General features: G+C 58.7%; 15 protein-coding genes and 1 pseudogene. 13 read left to right on the forward strand and 3 right to left on the reverse strand.

Annotation, left to right across the window (positions count from 1 at the left end; all coding sequences use genetic code 11):
* A pseudogene (locus tag ACC569_RS04995) lies at positions 1 to 351 on the reverse strand (hypothetical protein); the annotation flags it as partial.
* 442 nt (positions 352 to 793) lie between these two features.
* Between ACC569_RS04995 and ACC569_RS05000 the strand changes: the two are divergent.
* From ACC569_RS05000 to asnB, 3 genes are all read left to right on the forward strand, one after another.
* The gene (locus ACC569_RS05000; protein WP_372522398.1) at positions 794 to 1,630 is read left to right on the forward strand and encodes a polysaccharide deacetylase family protein; all 837 of its coding nucleotides are present in this window, start codon (positions 794 to 796) and stop codon (positions 1,628 to 1,630) included.
* Positions 1,627 to 2,880: a glycosyltransferase family 4 protein gene (locus ACC569_RS05005; RefSeq protein ID WP_372522399.1), complete on the forward strand. Its 1,254-nt coding sequence runs from the start codon at positions 1,627 to 1,629 to the stop codon at positions 2,878 to 2,880. The genes ACC569_RS05000 and ACC569_RS05005 overlap by 4 nt, the downstream gene beginning before the upstream one ends.
* A 97-nt stretch (positions 2,881 to 2,977) precedes the next feature.
* Entirely contained in the window at positions 2,978 to 4,867 is a 1,890-nt protein-coding gene (gene asnB / locus ACC569_RS05010) for an asparagine synthase (glutamine-hydrolyzing) (protein ID WP_372522400.1), read from the forward strand.
* 61 nt (positions 4,868 to 4,928) lie between these two features.
* On the opposite strand, the gene ACC569_RS05015 is transcribed toward asnB, so the two are convergent.
* Positions 4,929 to 6,071 (reverse strand): glycosyltransferase family 4 protein, encoded by a 1,143-nt coding sequence (locus ACC569_RS05015; RefSeq protein ID WP_372522401.1) that lies wholly within the window; start codon positions 6,069 to 6,071, stop codon positions 4,929 to 4,931.
* 18 nt (positions 6,072 to 6,089) lie between these two features.
* A complete protein-coding gene (locus ACC569_RS05020; RefSeq protein ID WP_372522402.1) occupies positions 6,090 to 7,436 on the reverse strand; it encodes an O-antigen ligase family protein in 1,347 nt (448 codons plus the stop codon).
* A 512-nt stretch (positions 7,437 to 7,948) separates the two neighbouring features.
* Between ACC569_RS05020 and ACC569_RS05025 the strand changes: the two genes are divergently transcribed.
* The 10 genes from ACC569_RS05025 (at position 7,949) to ACC569_RS05070 (ending at position 17,852) form a co-directional block, all read left to right on the forward strand.
* Positions 7,949 to 8,545 (forward strand): DapH/DapD/GlmU-related protein, encoded by a 597-nt coding sequence (locus tag ACC569_RS05025; protein WP_372522403.1) that lies wholly within the window; start codon positions 7,949 to 7,951, stop codon positions 8,543 to 8,545.
* A 98-nt stretch (positions 8,546 to 8,643) separates the two neighbouring features.
* On the forward strand, positions 8,644 to 9,366 hold the full coding sequence (locus ACC569_RS05030; protein WP_372522404.1) for an SGNH/GDSL hydrolase family protein: 723 nt from the start codon (positions 8,644 to 8,646) through the stop codon (positions 9,364 to 9,366).
* An 11-nt stretch (positions 9,367 to 9,377) separates the two neighbouring features.
* Positions 9,378 to 10,556 (forward strand): GNAT family N-acetyltransferase, encoded by a 1,179-nt coding sequence (locus ACC569_RS05035; protein ID WP_372522405.1) that lies wholly within the window; start codon positions 9,378 to 9,380, stop codon positions 10,554 to 10,556.
* A gap of 61 nt (positions 10,557 to 10,617) precedes the next feature.
* Entirely contained in the window at positions 10,618 to 11,757 is a 1,140-nt protein-coding gene (locus tag ACC569_RS05040) for a glycosyltransferase family 2 protein (protein ID WP_372522406.1), read from the forward strand.
* Complete coding sequence (locus ACC569_RS05045) at positions 11,757 to 12,548, forward strand: methionyl-tRNA formyltransferase (protein ID WP_372522407.1); 792 nt, start codon at positions 11,757 to 11,759, stop codon at positions 12,546 to 12,548. The genes ACC569_RS05040 and ACC569_RS05045 overlap by 1 nt, the downstream gene beginning before the upstream one ends.
* Before the next feature lie 37 nt (positions 12,549 to 12,585).
* The gene (locus ACC569_RS05050; protein ID WP_372522408.1) at positions 12,586 to 13,596 is read left to right on the forward strand and encodes a polysaccharide deacetylase family protein; all 1,011 of its coding nucleotides are present in this window, start codon (positions 12,586 to 12,588) and stop codon (positions 13,594 to 13,596) included.
* A gap of 107 nt (positions 13,597 to 13,703) precedes the next feature.
* Positions 13,704 to 14,555 carry an XrtA system polysaccharide deacetylase gene (locus tag ACC569_RS05055; protein ID WP_372522409.1) on the forward strand — a complete coding sequence of 284 codons (852 nt, stop codon included), beginning with the start codon at positions 13,704 to 13,706 and terminating at the stop codon, positions 14,553 to 14,555.
* 23 nt (positions 14,556 to 14,578) lie between these two features.
* On the forward strand, positions 14,579 to 15,733 hold the full coding sequence (locus tag ACC569_RS05060; RefSeq protein ID WP_372522410.1) for a glycosyltransferase: 1,155 nt from the start codon (positions 14,579 to 14,581) through the stop codon (positions 15,731 to 15,733).
* A gap of 220 nt (positions 15,734 to 15,953) precedes the next feature.
* Positions 15,954 to 16,727 (forward strand): class I SAM-dependent methyltransferase, encoded by a 774-nt coding sequence (locus ACC569_RS05065; RefSeq protein WP_372522411.1) that lies wholly within the window; start codon positions 15,954 to 15,956, stop codon positions 16,725 to 16,727.
* Between the two features lie 75 nt (positions 16,728 to 16,802).
* A complete protein-coding gene (locus ACC569_RS05070; RefSeq protein ID WP_372522412.1) occupies positions 16,803 to 17,852 on the forward strand; it encodes a GNAT family N-acetyltransferase in 1,050 nt (349 codons plus the stop codon).
* The last annotated feature ends 29 nt before the right edge of the window (positions 17,853 to 17,881 follow it).

Here is a 17,881-nt window from a genome sequence, read left to right on the forward strand (position 1 = left end):
GCAGGCCCCGCTCCAGCCGGAGAAGGTGGAGCCCACGGCGGCGGTGGCGGTCAGCGTAACGTTCGCGCCGCTGGCGTAACTGGCGCTGCAGGTGCTGCCGCAGTTGATGCCGCTCGGGGTGGAGGTGACGGTGCCGGAGCCGGACATCAAGATAGTGATGGTGGTGCCGCTCGTGCCTCCACCACCGCCGGTACTTCCACCGGTGCCCGTGCTGATGCTGGAGCTTGTGGTTGTGGTGCCTGTTGTGCCTGTTGTGCCGGCATCTCCGCCGCCACCGCAAGCCGTCAGGAAAATACTAAGAATGAGGGATAAAAAGAATACAGCGCGCCCTGCAGTCATGAATGTCATCATGCCTTGTGTCCCTTTTCGCTTGTTGAAAATGATTCCTTCGCAGATCCGCCCGACCGTGTGCCGCGAAGGGGCGGATTATTTATTTGGCGGCCGACACACGACGCGTCAGCCATTCATGTCGAGAAGATAGCGAAATCGAAATCGCAGATCAAACGTAAATGGTTGATTTGGTGGACAAACGGCCGTTTATCAGACGAACGCAGCGAACCACGTGATTAACGGTGGGACAGCGGCGGCCTGGGTTGGTTGGATCGGGCGCAGTCACCGGGTGGGGTGAAGTAGTCGATGTGTAATATACTCAAGACGCATTTTTTGGCCGCACGCCGCCACGGGACGTATTCTTAAAAAACTTTTTTGAAAAAACGTTGATTCAGCCCGTAGTCGGCAACCGCGGGTGTGGTTGCCGCCGTCATCCCGAAAAGAACCAGTGAGCCGTTGAATTGTGACACAGCGAGCAGACGCCGGGATTCCAATACTAATGTATCACGAGGTTGCGGAGCGCGCCGAAATCGGCGCGCTCGCGCGCAAGACCCAGCGTGGTTACATCCTCGCCCGTGACGACTTCGAACGGGAAATGGAGCTGCTCGCGCGTGACGGATTCCATTCCATATCGCTTTCCGATCTGCGGAGCTGGTCCCGCAGCGAGGCGACGCTGCCGCCCAAACCGGTCGTCATCACCTTCGATGACGGCTTCGCGGGAAATTTCAGACATGCGTTTCCGGTTCTTGCCCGGCACGGCTTCACGGCGACCTTCTTCGTCGTCACCAACAAGATCGGTGATCCGGTCATGCTGACATGGGCCGAACTGACGGAGATGAACCGCCACGGCATGTCCATCCAGTCGCACACCGCCAATCACCCCCTGCTTTCAACGCTGACTGAGGCTCGCACCCGGGGAGAACTGATGGAATCGAAGCATACAATAGAAGACAAGCTCGGCACCCACGTCAATTTTCTTTCATTGCCGAATGGCGATAGCAATCCATTCTATGTCCCGGTTGCGCAGGAGTGCGGTTACCTTGGGGGCTGTTGTTCGCGGTTCGGTTTCAATGACCGGAAAACCGATCCATTCTTCTGGCGTCGAATTGCCGTGAAACATAAAACAAAGCTGAAGGATTTTAGAGATATCGTGTTTCAGAGTTCCCGTACTTTGGCCGTCCTTCGAACCATGGCCGCCACCAAGGCGGCGGCGTCGCGGCTGCTTGGTAAAAAGAACTATGACCGACTTTATAACCTCGTCTTTGGCGTGGAAGATCAGGAGAAGAGCAAGCACCCGTGAAGATTCTAGTCCTTACCACGAAGAGTCCTTTCCCTCTGTATGAAGGACGAGCTCTCCGAACATACAACCTCATCAAGCAGATATCGAAAAACCACGAAATCTATCTTTTCACCTTTGTCCAGACGCCCGAAGAGATGAGCGGTGTCGAGCACATGCGCACGTTCTGTGCACATGTAGAGGCGGAGCCCCTTTATCTCGGCGCCGGCAAATGGCGGATCTTGCCGGACTTGGTGCGTGAACTCTTCGGTACTTCACCGCTATTGGCGGTGAAGTACCGATCGCGCACGATGCGGAAAAAGATCAGGGCCATTTTGGCGACGCAGGATATTGATCTTGTTCATCTCGATATGCTGCATCTCGGCGACTATATCGATGCCTGCCGGGGAAAACCGGTGGTGCTGGTGGAGCACAACGTGGAATCGGTCTTGTTGCGTCGCCGAGTGGAGAACGAGTCCAATTGGCTTCGTAAGGCCTATCTGTATTATCAGTATCTCAAACTTCTCCGTTACGAGGCGCGCATTTGTCGCCAAGCCGACCATGTGGTCGCGGTGTCGGAGGTCGATGCCGACCTGTTGCGCAATCTGTCTGGTGCCAAAGGCATAACTGCAATCTCGAACGGTGTGGACACCGCTTATTTCCGGGAAATCGGATCGCCGCGTCACGTCAACGGCCTCGTGTTCGTCGGCGGTTTGAACTGGTTTCCCAACTATGATGCCATTCGCTATTTCTGTTCCGAAGTGCTCCCGCGCGTTGCCGCCGAGATACCCGACGTGACGCTGACGGTCGTCGGCAAAAGCCCGGATAACAAGAAAATACGCGATATCATCGGCAACCCGCGCGTGCGACTGACGGGCCTGGTTGACGATGTGCGTCCGGAAATCTCAGAGGCCGACGCCTACGTGGTGCCGTTACGTATCGGTGGCGGCACGCGGCTGAAAATACTCGACGCCTTGTCCATGGGGAAGGCGATTGTCTCGACCTCGGTGGGCTGCGAAGGCCTGGATGTCGTGCATGGCCGGGATCTGCTGGTCGCCGATGACCCGGAAGCTTTCGCGCGAGAAACCGTGGGGGTCCTGCGCGATCGTGAACTTGCCCGGCGTCTCGGCGAGGCCGGCAGGCGGCTGGTGCAACAGAAATATGAATGGGGAGTGATCGCCAAGGAGCTCGACCGTGTGTATGAAGACTGTCGTGCCCGGACGCGCCGAGCGGCCGTTCGGCCGATCGCGGTGGGCGATGGACCGACTCGGTAGACGGGTAGGGGAAATCGACGTCATCAATCTCGACGACACGGCCGTGGGTTCCCGGCGCGGCGTCGTGAGCCACTGTTTCATATCTTGAGCCATTGCAATGTGTGGAATTACCGGCATCTTGTACCAATCCTCGGGCAGCGTTGACGGCGCTGAGCTGAAGCGCATGTGCGACGTGATGCGGCATCGCGGTCCCGATGATGAGGGTACCTACATCGCCGGTCCCGTCGGAATCGGCATGCGACGTCTCAGCATTATTGATCTTGCCTCCGGGCACCAGCCGATCCATAACGAGGAAAAGAACATTTGGGTGGTGTTGAACGGCGAAATCTACAATTATCGGGAGTTGCGCGACCGGCTCGAGGCAAAGGGGCACCGCTTTTATACCAAGTCGGATACCGAAACCATCGTGCATCTCTACGAGGAATACGGTGAAGATTGTGTGCAGCATCTCAATGGCATGTTCGGTTTCGCCCTGTGGGATGATCGTCAGAAGAAGTTGCTCGTCGCCCGCGATCGCGCCGGCGAAAAGCAGATCTACTACGCGCTCAAGGGCGGAAAATTCGTCTTTGGGTCGGAGATCAAGTGTTTGCTGCAAACCGACGTGGTATCGAAGGACATCGACCACGGCGCCCTGGATGCCTATCTGACTTACCTTTATGTTCCGCCTCCCGCCACCATCTTCCGCGACGTGCGCGAGCTGCCAGCGGCGCATCTGCTGGTTATGGATCGCGACGGGTTACGGATCCGCCGCTACTGGGACCTCGAGTTTCGAATCGATCGGAAGAACAACGCGCAACATTTTGTCGATGCCTTCGCCGAGCGTTTCCGCCGTTCGGTACGAAGTAGGTTGGTAAGCGACGTGCCCCTTGGAGCTCTGCTAAGCGGCGGAATCGATTCCAGCGCGGTAGTGGCGGCAATGAGCGAGTCGGCCACCGGTCCGGTCAGGACATTTTGTATCGGATATGGGGAGGAGGGCGCATATTACGATGAACGGCGCTACGCCAGGATGGTGGCCGAGCAATTCGGCACGCAACATCACGAGTTCGTGGTCAAGCCGGAAATTGTGAAAATTATCCCGGAGCTTGTCCGTGCCTTCGACCAGCCGTTTGCCGATTCCTCGGCGATCGCGAACTACTACGTATTTCAAGAGACGCGCAAGCACGTGAAGGTGGTGCTGTCGGGACTGGGGGGCGACGAGGTCGGAGCGGGATATGAGCGCCATCTCGGCATCCGTTGGCAGAAGCATTACCGGGACGTGCCACGCTGGTTACGCGAGGGAGTAGTGGAGCGGATGGTTAACCTTTTGCCCGATTCCAAAAAAGGCAACCGCCTGGTGGAGCGAGTCAAGCGCTTTGTGCGGACCGGCGCCTTGCCCGAGGATCAGGCTTATCACCGTTATATCTCGGCTTTCGACGCAGGACGACGCCATGAGCTCTATAGCGACAAGCTAAGCCAATCGATCCGGCTTGAGGCGGCCAAGGAGAATTTCGATCGGTTCTTCAACCGCGACGGCATCGACGATGTGCTCAATCGTGCGCTCTATACGGATATCATGATGTATCTGCCCGGAGATCTGCTCACGCTCACCGATCGCATGAGCATGGCGCACTCGATCGAGGCCCGCGCTCCGTTCGTCGATCACGAGCTGATGGAATTCATGGCCACGGTGCCGCCCGAGCTCAAGCTGAGGGGTTTCGACAAGAAGCATTTGCTGAAACGTGCGTTTGCCAAGACCTTACCGAGGGAGATTCTTTACCGGCGCAAGCAGGGTTTTACGGTGCCCCTGACGGTATGGTTCCGCAACGAGCTGAATCCTTTTATAAAGACGGTTTTGTCGAAGGAGCGAATTGAGCGCGTGGGGTTGTTCAGGTGGCCGGTAATCGAACGCATGCTCGCGGAGCACATGGGCCACAGGGAAAATCACCACAGCCGCATCTGGGCGTTGCTGATGTTCATGGTATGGCATGAGATCTATCAGTCCAGCTAGCGCGGGGATGCCGCGAGACTCCCGGCGATTACGCGCGCCATCAGGTTGTCCCTGAGGGACGTCAACCTCGCGGAACGCGCGGTGGCGTCGCAGCCTCCCTCACAACATGTTCATAAAGCGCCAGGTATTCGCGCGCCATTTGCGCCGAGGAAAAGCGCTGTTCAACGCGCTCGCGCGCCGCGGCTCCCATGCGTTTCGCCCGCTCTGGTTCGGTGATCACCGCTTGCAGCGCCTGTTGCAGCGCCGTCGCATCCGCGGGCTCTACCACCAGACCCGAGACTCCTTGTTCAATGATGCGCTCGACGTCGCCGACGCGCGTGGCGATGACGGGCAGGCCGCATGACATGGCTTCGAGCAGGACCATGGGAAATCCCTCGCGCCGTGACGGCAACACGAAAACGTCGAAGGCCGCGTAGAGTAACGGCGTGTCGCGGCGGTTTCCGAGGAAATGGACGCGCTCGGTTAGCCTCAATGCGCGCGCTTCCGTCTCCAGCGTACGGCGATGCTCCCCATCCCCGACGATAACCGCATGCACGGACTCTGCCAGCGATGTCGGCATCGCCGCGAGCGCGTGCAGCAGATGCGATAAGCCCTTGTCGGCGGACAACCGGCCGACGAATCCCACCAATGTCTTTCCTGAGAGACCCAAGGCCTGTTTGGCGTCAAGGTGGGACGTCCGGGGGAGGTAGACCTCCGTGTCGATGCCATTCCCGATGCGCCGCACCTTGGGTGCCGGTACATGGCGCTGCAGTTCCTGTGTCACCGGCTCGGAGACGCCGACCGCCGCATCGCAGTAGCGCGCCAGGCGTTTGTCGAGCGCAGCATAGAATCGAAGAGACAAGGTGTCATAAAGCCAATTGTGATACGTTGCTATCAGGCGGCAAGGCGTGTTTCGTCGGGACAACAGCGCGTAGAAGGTGGTTTTGTACTTGTGGCTGTGGATCACATCGGGTCGTCGCTGGTTCAGGTATCCGTGGAGGACACGTACGGCGGACCAGTCAAACTGGCGGCGGCACGGGATGACCAAGCTGTCATTAATATAAGGGGCGGCGACCCGGAGGATCTCCTTGTCAGCGCGGCCGTCGTTATCGAACACACCCAGATCGATCGTGACCCCCACAGCATGGAGTTGACGGACCAGCTCGACCGTCATTGTCTCGGCGCCGTGGAAGCCGGTGCTGCTTAGAAGCTGCAGAACGCGCACGATGTCGGCATTATTATTTTATTCGGAGGCGGTCTGCGAGGCTTGGTCCGTATCCGGCTCGGCGTCGGTGACGGGAGCGGGCGCCTCGTGTGTCAGCACCACGGCCCGTTCGACCACTCCCCAAAGCAGCCAGAAATAGCTGCCCAGCGCGAAGTACGAGAATCGATCGCCGAAAATATTGGTAACGACCAATGCCGTCACGCAACCGACGAACCCGAGCCCCAAACCTTGATGGAAGGCGGATTGGCCACCGCGATAGAGTCGCCAGCCGCTCGTGAAGGCCCTGAGCAGCACGAGCCCCAGCAGGAAAAGACCGATTACGCCCTGTTCGGAAGCGGTCTTCATGTAGAAATTATGGGTGTCCGTCAGGCGCTGGCCTTGAAGCGTAAAGGGAAATCCGTTGAACCCGATGCCGAAGACGGGGTTTTCCTCGAAGAGTTGTTTGGCATGTTCCCACAAGATCACCCGGTCGGCGGCCGATTCTTCCAACTCACCGCTCGAGGATTCGGTCATCTCGATGCGATCGACGACGCTGGGCGGCAACACGACCTGCCACGTGAAGACGAGTGCCGCCACCAGAACCAGCAGTGAACGTTTCTTGATCAAACCATAGACGACGATGACCGCCAGCATCGCGATGTAGGCCCCGCGGGAGTAAGAGAAAAACATGGGGTGGATGGAGAACAACACCGCCGCCAGATACAGCCACTTGCGATACTTGTGTTTGTCGATCAGGAACATTCCCAGCAACAGGCCGGCATAGTCGGCAATGAAAGCGCCGAGATGGTTGGCGCCAAGTCCCACGACCCAGAACGGGCCTTCGGCGCGCTTGTCATACGCGAATATATCTCCCGCTGTGAAGTTGCGGAATTCGCGTACGGCAATGAGCAGGATCACGGTTGCCACGATCACCAGCATGGTTTTTTGCTGGTCTTCGGTTTTGATGGCGCTGAAGGCGATGAAGTAGAGGAAGATCATCTCGACGTAGTTCTTCCAATCCGCCAGAACGGGGTTGGCGGTGGTAAACGGCAGCGGCAGATGGTAGCGAAGCGTGATGTTCCATACCGCCACGTAGCTCGCCAGCATGAAGCTGATGACGAGGAATGTTCCCGGCGTTCTATCGAAGCCGTCCTTGTTGACGAAGATCCCGAGCAATGCGCCGAAAATAAGGATGTCCATGGTGTCCTTCCCCATCGGGAACTGATGCAGCTGGTACCAGAGGACGGGCAATGGTGCGAGGATGGCGAGCAGGTATACGGCCCATTCGGCACGCTTGACTGTGCTCACCAGGAACGTGAGGAACACCGTGGCGTACAAGCTCGGTGCGAGGATCCAGCGAAGAAATTCTTTTAGAGCAGTCAGCATGTATCGTAATCAGGGGATGGCAACGCGTGGTTTCGGTGCGTGCTGATAATGGGCGCGTAGAGTATCCTGTCCGAATGCGCTCGGCACCAGCGATGCGATCAACCCTTCTCCGGCGTCACCCTACCTCCGCCAAGAAAATCGTCGAATGGCGACTCAGTATGCCATGGCCGGGCTGTGTCTATATAATGATGGGGTGGATGGGAAACCCGATCCCGCGCCGCACTCCCTCTGAAAAACAAGTCTAAACAAATAGTTACCAGAATCCTACCCTTTATTTTTGATGTGATCCGCCAGCATCAAGTTTATACTCTGTGAACGTGCGGAGAAATGCTGGCAAGGGATCTCGCGGCAGCGCGGTGTAGCGCGAGAACAGGAGCCTGCGATTGCACGCAGTTAGGGATGATGATCGCATCCCCGCGTCGTGGGGGAGGGTAGGGAAGGGCGCTGCTGCCGTCGAGGCGCCACGAACGAACCCGATTCACGGCTTGCCATAACTGAAGATGGGGTCGAACGTGTTTCACCAAATTAGAAAGCTGGTTGCGCGCCTGCGCGCGGCATACGAGTTACGCAAGTATTCCCCCGTCACCATTGCCGAGTATCTGCGGCGCCAGGGCTCCCAGATCGGAGAGGGCTGTTTCATCGTTCCGACGAGCCTCGGCACCGAGCCTTATCTGGTGAAGATCGGCAACCACGTGGCAATCGCATACGGAGTGACATTCAGCACCCACGACGGGGCGGCCTGGATATTTCGCGACCAAGTGCCCGACACCCAGGTGTTCGGACCGATCGTCATCGAGGACAATTGCATCATCGGCAGTAACGCCATCCTGCTCCCGAACATCCGCATCGGCAGGAACTCGGTCGTGGGGGCGGGGTCGGTCGTGATCAGCGACGTGCCGCCCAATTCCGTCGTCGTGGGAGTCCCGGCCAGACCCTTGGGGTCGGTCGACAAGTACCGGGAGAAATGTCTCGAGCGCTGGAAGGCACAGCGGCCGCCGGACGCGATATTGGAACCGGGCGAGACTTGGTGGAACTCGAAACATTTCAGTGAAAACCGCGAGAAGCTGAAACGCCATCTGATGCAGCTGTTTCGCGAGCAATTACAGTAAAACCCGGCGGGCACGAACCACCGGCGTCCTCGGCGGCCATGCAGCTTGGCCTTTCTGGGATGCAAGGTTTGCTGTTCCAGAAGCAGAAGAGGTGGAACATGAGCACGATGTTATCAAAAATAATGTTGCTGGCCGGCCTCGGGCTGGCCACATCCACTGTACAGGGCGAAAACGTGAATCAGACATCTGAAACCGCGACCGCGGAAAAACCCAGGCACGTGGTGCTGCTCGGGGCGTCCATCGGGATGGAGTGGAGCTTGCCCGAGCTTCCCAAACGCGTGAACGAGCGGCGTTACTCGTTTGAAGCGTTGCAGGCGTGGGAATACGACAAGTCGGAAATCGTCGAAGAAACGCTGATGCGCCCGGCGCGCAAGTTCCGACTCACGTCCGGCTACGTGAAAGGTTTCTTCAAGTCTTCGCCGCAACCGGCGGACATGATCATCATCAAGGAGTGCTCGTCTTATTTCCCGAGCGACATGCGGCGCGATAAAGAGCTCGTACAGCAATGGGTGCAGGAGATCAGGCAGAAGAATATCGCGGTCATGCTGGCCACGGTGGTGCCGGTGACGAGGGAACGGGCACGGAGCAATCCGGGCAAGCAGGAAGGTATCCGCGAGTTCAACGATTGGCTGCGCGCCTATGCGCGACAGGAGGCACTGCCTCTGCTCGACCTGGAACGGGCGCTGAGAGTGGACGATGAGGAACGATATCTCCGGGACGACCTGACCAGCGGTGACGGATCACATTTGAACCGCAAGGCGTACGATATTCTCGATCATCTGCTGATCGAGTCCGTGTCGATACAATCCGCCGTACGCTGATAGGGTCCGGGATGAATTCCGTCAGCGCGCACAACCAGGCCGCACTATCGGCAACGGGCAGACTCACCGTGCACCGGGCGACGGAGCAGGAGTTTCTGGAAAGCCGGATTGCCTGGAACCGCCTCGTTTCGGCAATGCGGTTTCCTTCCCCCTTCTGTACGTGGGAATGGATCTACACGTGGTGGAAGCAGTTCGGTAACGCGCACGAACTTGTTTCGTTGTTTATTTACCGCGATGACGAGTTGCACGGCATCCTTCCGCTTTTCAGACGCCGCACGACAGCGGTGATTCAGTGGTTGAAGGGTACGACTCTGGATTATTGCGGCGCCACCGAGGTGTACCCGGATCACCTGGATATCCTCTGCGCTTCAGAGAATGCCGTGGCTTGTGTCGATGCTTCGTGTAATTTTCTCACGGCAAATTTGCCGGGATGGGCATGGGCACGGATGCCGATGCTCGCACGGGACAGCGATTTGCTCCGTGCCCTGACCCTTCCCCGCGGGAAGCTCCAGACCACGGTTCGCCAAGTTTCAGTGGCGCCCTATGTCGCGCTGACCGGTAGCTTCGAGGAATACCTGGCCAAGTTGCCGAAAAAGGACCGTTACAAAATAAAAAGTCCGAGGAAGAAGTTGCTCGAGGAGGGCAAGCTCCGGTATGCGGCCTTCGAGCCCGCCGATTTCGAGACGGCGCTGCGGACGTTGTTTGAACTTCATGCCAGGCGCGCGGACGCAAAAGGAATCACGAGCACCTTTGGCCGATCTCCCGTATTCGAGTTTCACCGCGCACTGCTTCAGCGGCTACCACCGAATGACGTTGTGTTCAGATGCCTGAAGGACGAGACGGGGATTGTCGCCGTGCTATACGGGTTCCGTTGTGGTGATCGCATTTTTTTCTATCAACTCGGATACAACCCCGACTGGTCATGGGCATCGCCCGGAGTTGTCCTCGTCAGCGAAGCTATTCGAGAGGCGTTCGCGACGGGTTGCACGGAGTTCAACTTTCTCCAGGGTGATGAGCCGTACAAACATACGTTTACACGCGAGGCGCGGGCGTTGTTCGATTGTCACGTTTACAACGCGACGTTTTCAGGCCGGCTGGCCCGCGGCGCATTCGGGCTGCGCGAACGTCTCAAGGCGGCGGTCCGTGGCGGCGCCGAGATACAACAGGCGGGCCCGCATGCAACGCTTTGACTCGAATATTAAAGGGCGGTATATGTCCGGCCCACGAGCAACAGCAAGAGGATAGCGGCCAGTGGCTGAAATCGCGTTTTGGTCGGCTGTCGTGTTGATCGCGTTCACCTACGTCGGTTATTCGCTGGTGATCCTCGTGTTGTCGCGCCTCGTGCACAACCCGGTGAAACGCAGCCCCATTGAGCCCAAGGTCACCTACCTGATCACGGCCTACAACGAGGAAAAGAACATTGCCGCGAAGCTCGAGCAGGTCATGACGCTCGACTATCCAGGGGATAAGCTCGAAATCATCGTGGCCTCTGATGGCTCGACCGATCGCACCGATGAGATAGTCAAAGGGTTCGCCGATCGCGGAGTAAAACTGATCCGCGTGGAAGGGCGCATGGGCAAGACGGAGACACAGAACCAGGCCGTCAAGCAGGCGAGCGGTGACATCGTTATTTTCTCCGATGCCACGACCCGCTATGAGCGCTCGGCGATCCGCAACCTCGTGCGTAATTACGCCGATCCCTCGGTCGGCGCGGTGAGCGGACGCTACGAATACTGTAATCCGACGGGAGCGGCCATCGGTCTGGGCAGCATCCTGTTCTGGAAATACGAAAACATGATCAAAACGATGCAGACCAATATCAAGACAATCACGGGATGTTGCGGATGCATCTACTCGGTGCGGCGTGAGGCGTATACGCCGCTGCCGGCGGACATCATCAGCGATCTCGTAGAGCCGTTGAAGGTATTGGAAAAGGGTTATCGTATCGTTTTCGAGCCCGAGGCCATTGCCTTCGAGGAGACCACCGAAAAAAGCAAGGAGGAGTTTCGCATGCGCGTGCGCGTCATCACGCGCGGCATGCGCGGATTACTTTACATGAAAATGCTTTTCAACCCGTTCCGTTATCCCTTTGTGTCGTTCCAGCTGTTATCCCATAAAGTTCTACGTTGGTTCATCCCCGTGTTCTTGGCGGTTGCGTTGGTCTCCAATCTGTTTCTCGCGGGTGTTCCGTTTTACAGCGCGACCCTGGCGCTTCAGCTCTCCTTTTACGCGCTGGCGCTGATCGGGTTTGTCGCGGAAAAACGTAACATCCTGGCCAAACCATTGACCATCCCGCTTTATTTCGTCACGGTCAATCTGGCTGCGGTGGTTGCCATGTACCGAATCTGGAAAGGTCATAAGGCCGTCACCTGGGAAACGGTGAGGAAATGATGGCATTCAATATCCTGTTCATCACCCAGGAGGACCCGTTCTATGTGCGTTTGTTTTTCGAGGAGTTCCTTGCTCATTACCCGCACAGGGACGAGATCGCCGGTGTGGTGATCGCCCCGACCATGGGTAAAAACAGCCTGTCCAAACTCGTGCGTCAGATGTACGGGTTTTACGGGCCGGTCGACTTCGTGCGGATGGGGCTGCGCTACGTGTATTACAAGCTGATGAACCGGCTCGGGCGAGCATGGCGCACCGGCCGGTTCTATTCCATCCGGCAGGTTTGCGAGCATTACCGGGTGCCGGTCCTGGAGACGCCCAATGTCAATGACCCGGTTTTTCTGGCGTCGATCCGGTCGTCGGTGCTCGATCTGATCATTTCGGTGGCGGCGCCGCAGATTTTCCGCGAGTCCTTGCTGGCCATCCCGAAGCACGGTTGCATCAATATTCACAACGCCAAACTTCCCAAATATCGCGGCATGCTGCCCAACTTCTGGCAGATGTACCATGGCGAGAAGGCGGTGGGCACGACCATCCACCGGATCAACGCGAAGCTGGACGACGGCGACATCCTGTTGCAACGCGAGTCTCCCATCGAGCCGGGCGAGAGCCTGGAAGCGCTGATACGGCGCACCAAGCGTTTTGGCGCCAGGCTCATGATCGAAGCGGTGCAGGGCATCCGCGAAGGCCGGCTTCAGCCGATCCCGAACAACTCGGCCGAAGCGACGTATTTCAGCTTTCCCACCGGGGAACAGGTGCGGGAGTTCAAGGCGAAGGGTTACCGGCTGTTGTGAGACCGCGTAACGATAAGGATTTTCTTCAAAACTAATCATGATCAGGCAGCTTGCAAGAATGGCGATGTATCGGTTGGCGGCATGGGAGCCGCTGTTGGGACCGGTCCGCAAACGAAAGCTCGGCGGCAAGGCCGTGGTTCTGATGTACCACGAACTCGCCGAGGACAGTGACGACGTCGAGGCATGGACGGTCGTGAAGCGCGGTGACTTCGTGCGGCAGATGGACTACCTGCGTTCCAAGTTCGACGTCGTGAGCCTGTCGCAAGCCATTGCGCAGATGGCACAGCCGGACTCTTCGGACCGTCCCAAGGCCGTCGTAACCTTCGATGACGGCGATCGCGGAAATCGGGACGTATTGCTGCCGGTCGTCGAGGAACTGGATTTGCCGGTGACGATATTCGTCGCCACGCGCCAGGTACAGAATCAGGAACCATACTGGTTCGATCGTCTGGTTAATGCCCTTCAGATCGAAACGCCCGTCACGGTGACGCTCCCCGCCGCTTCGCCGGTTACCTGCGTGATCAACGAAACCAGAGGGGCGCAGAACTGGGCCAGGATACAGTATCTATTGTCGTCGCTTAAGAAACTGGAGCCGACCACGCGCGAGCTCGTGGTCGATGATATCGTCAAGAACGTGGAACGGCACGATCCACGTTCCCGCGGCATCGTGCCGCTTGCCATCAACGAAGTCAGGGAATTGGCGGATTGTCCGCTGGTGACGATTGGAGCACATTCCCATTGCCACAACATCCTGACGCAGCTCGACCGTCGGGCGGTGTTCGAAAGCGCGACGCGTTCGAAACAACTGCTGGAGTCGTGGACCGGACGCCGCGTGAACTATTTCGCCTACCCGAATGGCGATTTCAATGATGCCGTCGTCTCCGCGGTCGTGGAAGCGGGATTCGAGGCGGCGGTGACGACCGCTCCGCGCCCCTGGGGCAGGGGTGAGCAGCCGTTCACGTTGCCACGCATCGGGGTGGGGCGTTACGATTCGCTCGATGTATTCAAGGTAGGGTTAATAGGTGGAATCGAGCACTTTCTGAACTAGACGGTCCCGATGATCCCTGCACGTCGCGCGAGTTTGATAAACTCTTGTCAGCAGGCAGGTTTTCCCGCTATTGTCGCAGCAACCAGCATTTGAAGATCAGAGGCGGCGTGAAACCGATCGCTATAAAAAACGGCCTATCGTTCGACGTTGAAGACTGGTTTCAGGTGGAGAACCTGCGTTCGGCGATACCGCGCGAGCAGTGGGAAACGCTGCCACTGCGGGTGGAAACCAACACGCGCAGGATTCTTGCGTTGTTACGTGCCAGCGAATCGAAGGCGACGTTCTTCTTCCTGGGCTGGGTCGCCGAACGCTGTCCGCAGCTCGTCAGGGACGTCGACCGCGAAGGCCACGAGGTGGCTTCGCACGGCTACGGACACGAGCTGATTTACCGCATGACGCCGGAATCGTTCCGCGCCGACGTCCGTCGGTCGAAGCGATTGCTCGAGGATCTCGTCGGTAAACCGGTGCTGGGGTACCGGGCGCCGAGCTTTTCCATCGTGCGTGACTCGATATGGGCCATCGATGTGCTGAAGGAGGAGGGCTTCGTGTACGACTCGAGCGTCTTTCCGGTTTCACTGCACGACCGTTACGGCTTTTCCGAGCGTGGGGTGCTTCCCTTCCGCTGGCCGAACGGCCTGCTGGAGATACCGCTGGCGGTCTACAAGATCCGTAATTTCAGTCTGCCGGTCGCTGGCGGCGGGTATTTCCGGCTGTTTCCCTATTGCTACTTCAAGTTTCTGCTGCGGCGCCTGAACGCCAGACAGCAACGATTCACCTTTTATCTGCATCCGTGGGAGCTCGACCCGGGGCAGCCGCGGGTGTCGGTTCCGCCGTTTTTCCGTTTCCGTCATTACATAAACCTGCACAGGACCGAGAAGGGATTGTCCCAATTGCTTGCCGACTTCGCGTTCGAGCGTATCGCGGTAGCCTATAACGTCGTCCAACAAGTCGGTGCGTAACCAGAGTGGAGACACGCAAGGGCATGCGAATCACGTTCATCATCGATCACTTCCATCATGCGCTGGGCGGTACCGAGAACCAACTCGAGAAGATGCTTCGGGGGCTGTCGAGACGCTTCGAGATCGAGTTGGTCAGCCTGCGAGCGAGCGAGTGGCTCTCGACGCGGAGTAGCGGTCTGGACTGTCGCGTCAGCGTGTTTCAGATCGATAAATTCAAACGTGCGTACACTTATCGTAACTTCATCAGACTGGTCTCCCATCTCCGCGCCACGAAACCGGACGTCGTGCACACCTTCTTTCCCGTTGCAAATATCGTCGGCGTCATCGCCGCGCGTTTGGCGGGAGTCCGCACAATCGTCGCCAGTCGGCGCGATTACGGCGAATGGATGAACTGGCGTTACCTGTACATGACGCGCATCGCCAACCGGCTTGTCGCCCGGATCGTCACCAATTCGAATCAGGTCAAACGGCTGACCGAACAGGTCGAGCGTTTCCCCGGGGACAGAATCGACGTGATTTACAACGGTATCGCCATGGATTCCTTCAATCGTGCTGCGCCCGTGCTTGAGCTCAAGCACGCCCTGCGGATCCCAGAAAGCCGCAAGGTTGTCGGCCTGATCGCCAATTACCGGCCCATGAAACGGCATGAGACCTTCGTGCGTGCCGCCAGCGAGATTGTGCAGGCGCGTGATGATATCGATTTCCTCCTGGTGGGGGACAACGCGGTTCCCGGAAAACCCAAGGAGGCGATTCAACAGCTCGTCGAGTCACTGGGGATAGCTGGACGTGTGCATTTCGCCCACGCCACTGGCAACGTGCAAGACTATCTCTCCATCCTGGACGTGGGAGTGAATTGCTCCGAGGGCGAGGGACTCTCTAACGCAATCATGGAATACATGGCCGCGGAGGTTCCGTGCGTGGTTTCCGACAGCGGCGGTAACCCGGATTTGATTACGGACGACGTCAATGGGTATACGTTCCCTCTCGGCGACCACCGCGCGCTTGCACAAAAGATTCTGCACATGCTCGAAGACGAACCCGCCCGTCGGCGTTTCACTCACAATGCAAAAGAGAAAGTGCGCAATGAGATGAGCCTCGAATCCATGCTCGGCCGTTTTGCGAAGTTTTATCAGTCTTTGGGGGACGGCGGCGGTCGGATAGCCAAGGAACCTAACTGAGCCCGGCAGGTAGCGAGTCCGGATTGCATCATATTCCGCCTGCGAGGATTACCGCGCCGCGGCTGGTTGCACCATAGCCGTGTATCGCGTGCGGCATTATAATTGACGGCGCCTGTCGTGCGGGGACGGTGTTTCCGATGCGCGACGCGATGCCTCTTCGCTCACGAGACGGAGAGGCGCGAACGACCGAGTCGCCGAGGACAGCCTTGACCGGGGAGCCATGAGAATAGATGAAACAATATTGTTGGCCTTGTCGCACCAGTCGGACAATCGCGTCTCACCCGGCGAGCCGGTGGGGCGCGCGCCGGAGGACCCGTTGGCCATGCTTCGTCACAAGTATCCCGACTTTCACCGGATGGCCTGGCGCAAACGCGTCGTGGACTTCGGCTGCGGCACAGGCCAACAGTCCGTGGCCCTGGTGCAGACCGAAGAGTGCGAGGTTTGCGGGGTGGATACGAACCGCAAGACGCTCGATAAGGCGATACAGTACGCGAACCGCCAGGCGCTGCCCGCGGGACGCCTGGAATTTCGCGAGCGCGTGAGCCGCGACATGTGGGGGACGTTCGACGTCGTGATATCGAAGGACGCGATGGAGCATTATCCCGAGCCGGCCGCCACTCTCGAGGAGATGCGACGTCTGCTGAAGCCCGGGGGCAGGCTGTTGATTACGTTCGGTCCGCCCTGGTTCGCGCCCTACGGGAGCCACATGCACTTTTTCTGCAAGGTGCCGTGGCTCAATCTGTTGTTCACCGAGCGAACCGTGATGGCCGTGCGTGCGCGCTTCCGCCAGGACGGCGCGAAGCGCTACGAAGACTGTGAGTCGGGCCTGAACAAAATGAGCGTCGCCAAGTTCGAACGCATCATCGCGGAGGCCGGGCTCAAGGTGGAGGACCGCCGCTACGATTGCATCAAGGGCCTCAACTTCCTTGGTAGGCTGCCGCTTCTGCGCGAGCTGTTCATCAATCACGTCACCGCCACCCTCACCGTGCCTTGAAGAGGCATCGTCGACCGGGACGTTTGTCCGCTTCGACGAGGGACCCGCGATACGCCGGCCTCGCCGGAGATTCCGATGAGTGACGTACATTTCACCGTCGTTCCCTACCAAACCTGCGTCGAGGAGGTTATCGCGTTTCGCAACGCCAACCGCGAGCTCACGCGCGACCGGCGGTATTTCGAGTGGCGCTATGAACGCCGCCCATGCCGGCAGACGGCAATGATCGTCTGGGGGGTGGACGCCCAGGGTCGCAAGGTGGCCGCCGCGTCCCTCATCCCGCACGACTTCTACGTCCTGGACGGCGTGTACCCCGTCGGGCTGCTGGGGGATATATCGGTCGCTCCAGAGTGCCGCGGCCGCGGGGTCGCGACGCGAATGCTCCAGTTTTTGCAGCAGGATCCGGCGCTCGAGGCGTTGCACGCGTGCGTCGTGCTGCCCAATGACGAAGCGACGCATTCTCTGGAGCGCGCCGGTTGGCGCCAGGCCACGACGATCGCGCGGCTGGTGAAAATAGTCGACGTCGGACCGAGGCTGCGGAACCGGTTCGGCGAGCGGCGTGCGATCGTCGGAGTTTCACGCGCGATCAACCTGCTTGCGAGGTTCACGTCCCTGGACGGATGGTACCCGCCGCAGGCGCCGTATCATGTAGCGGAGACCGGGGAGTTCGACCATGGCTTCGACGAGTTGTGGGACGAGATTCCCAAGCGTGGCAGGATTCTGGCGCTTCGTAACCGGAGCAATCTGCATTGGCGTTATCACGAGCACCCCACGGTGCGCTATCGGACGTTCGAGGTCCGTCATGAAGGACGGCTTCGTGGCTATGTCGTATTTCACGTGGCTGACGACGTGGCGGTGGTTGACGACTTCCTTGCCGTGGATGCAACGGTGGGCCCCTGGCTCATCAAGGAGTTCTTGGCTCATGTCCGACGCGGGCGGCTGGCGGCGGATATCCACGTTCGCTACAACGCCGGCAGCTTCCTTGCTATACCCTGGACGCGGTTCGGGTTTGTGCGCCGGCGCGATTTTCAGCGCGTGATGGTCAGTGCGCCTCGGGTTGACCGATCCCCCGGGTTTCCATCCGAGGAAGGCTTCTGGTTCGTCACTGCCGGCGACAAGGATGTTTGAGCCTCGTGCGACGCCCGTTCCAACGCGCC

It is taken from the genome of Sulfuricaulis sp. (assembly GCF_041499725.1).
Lineage (GTDB): Bacteria > Pseudomonadota > Gammaproteobacteria > Acidiferrobacterales > Sulfurifustaceae > Sulfuricaulis.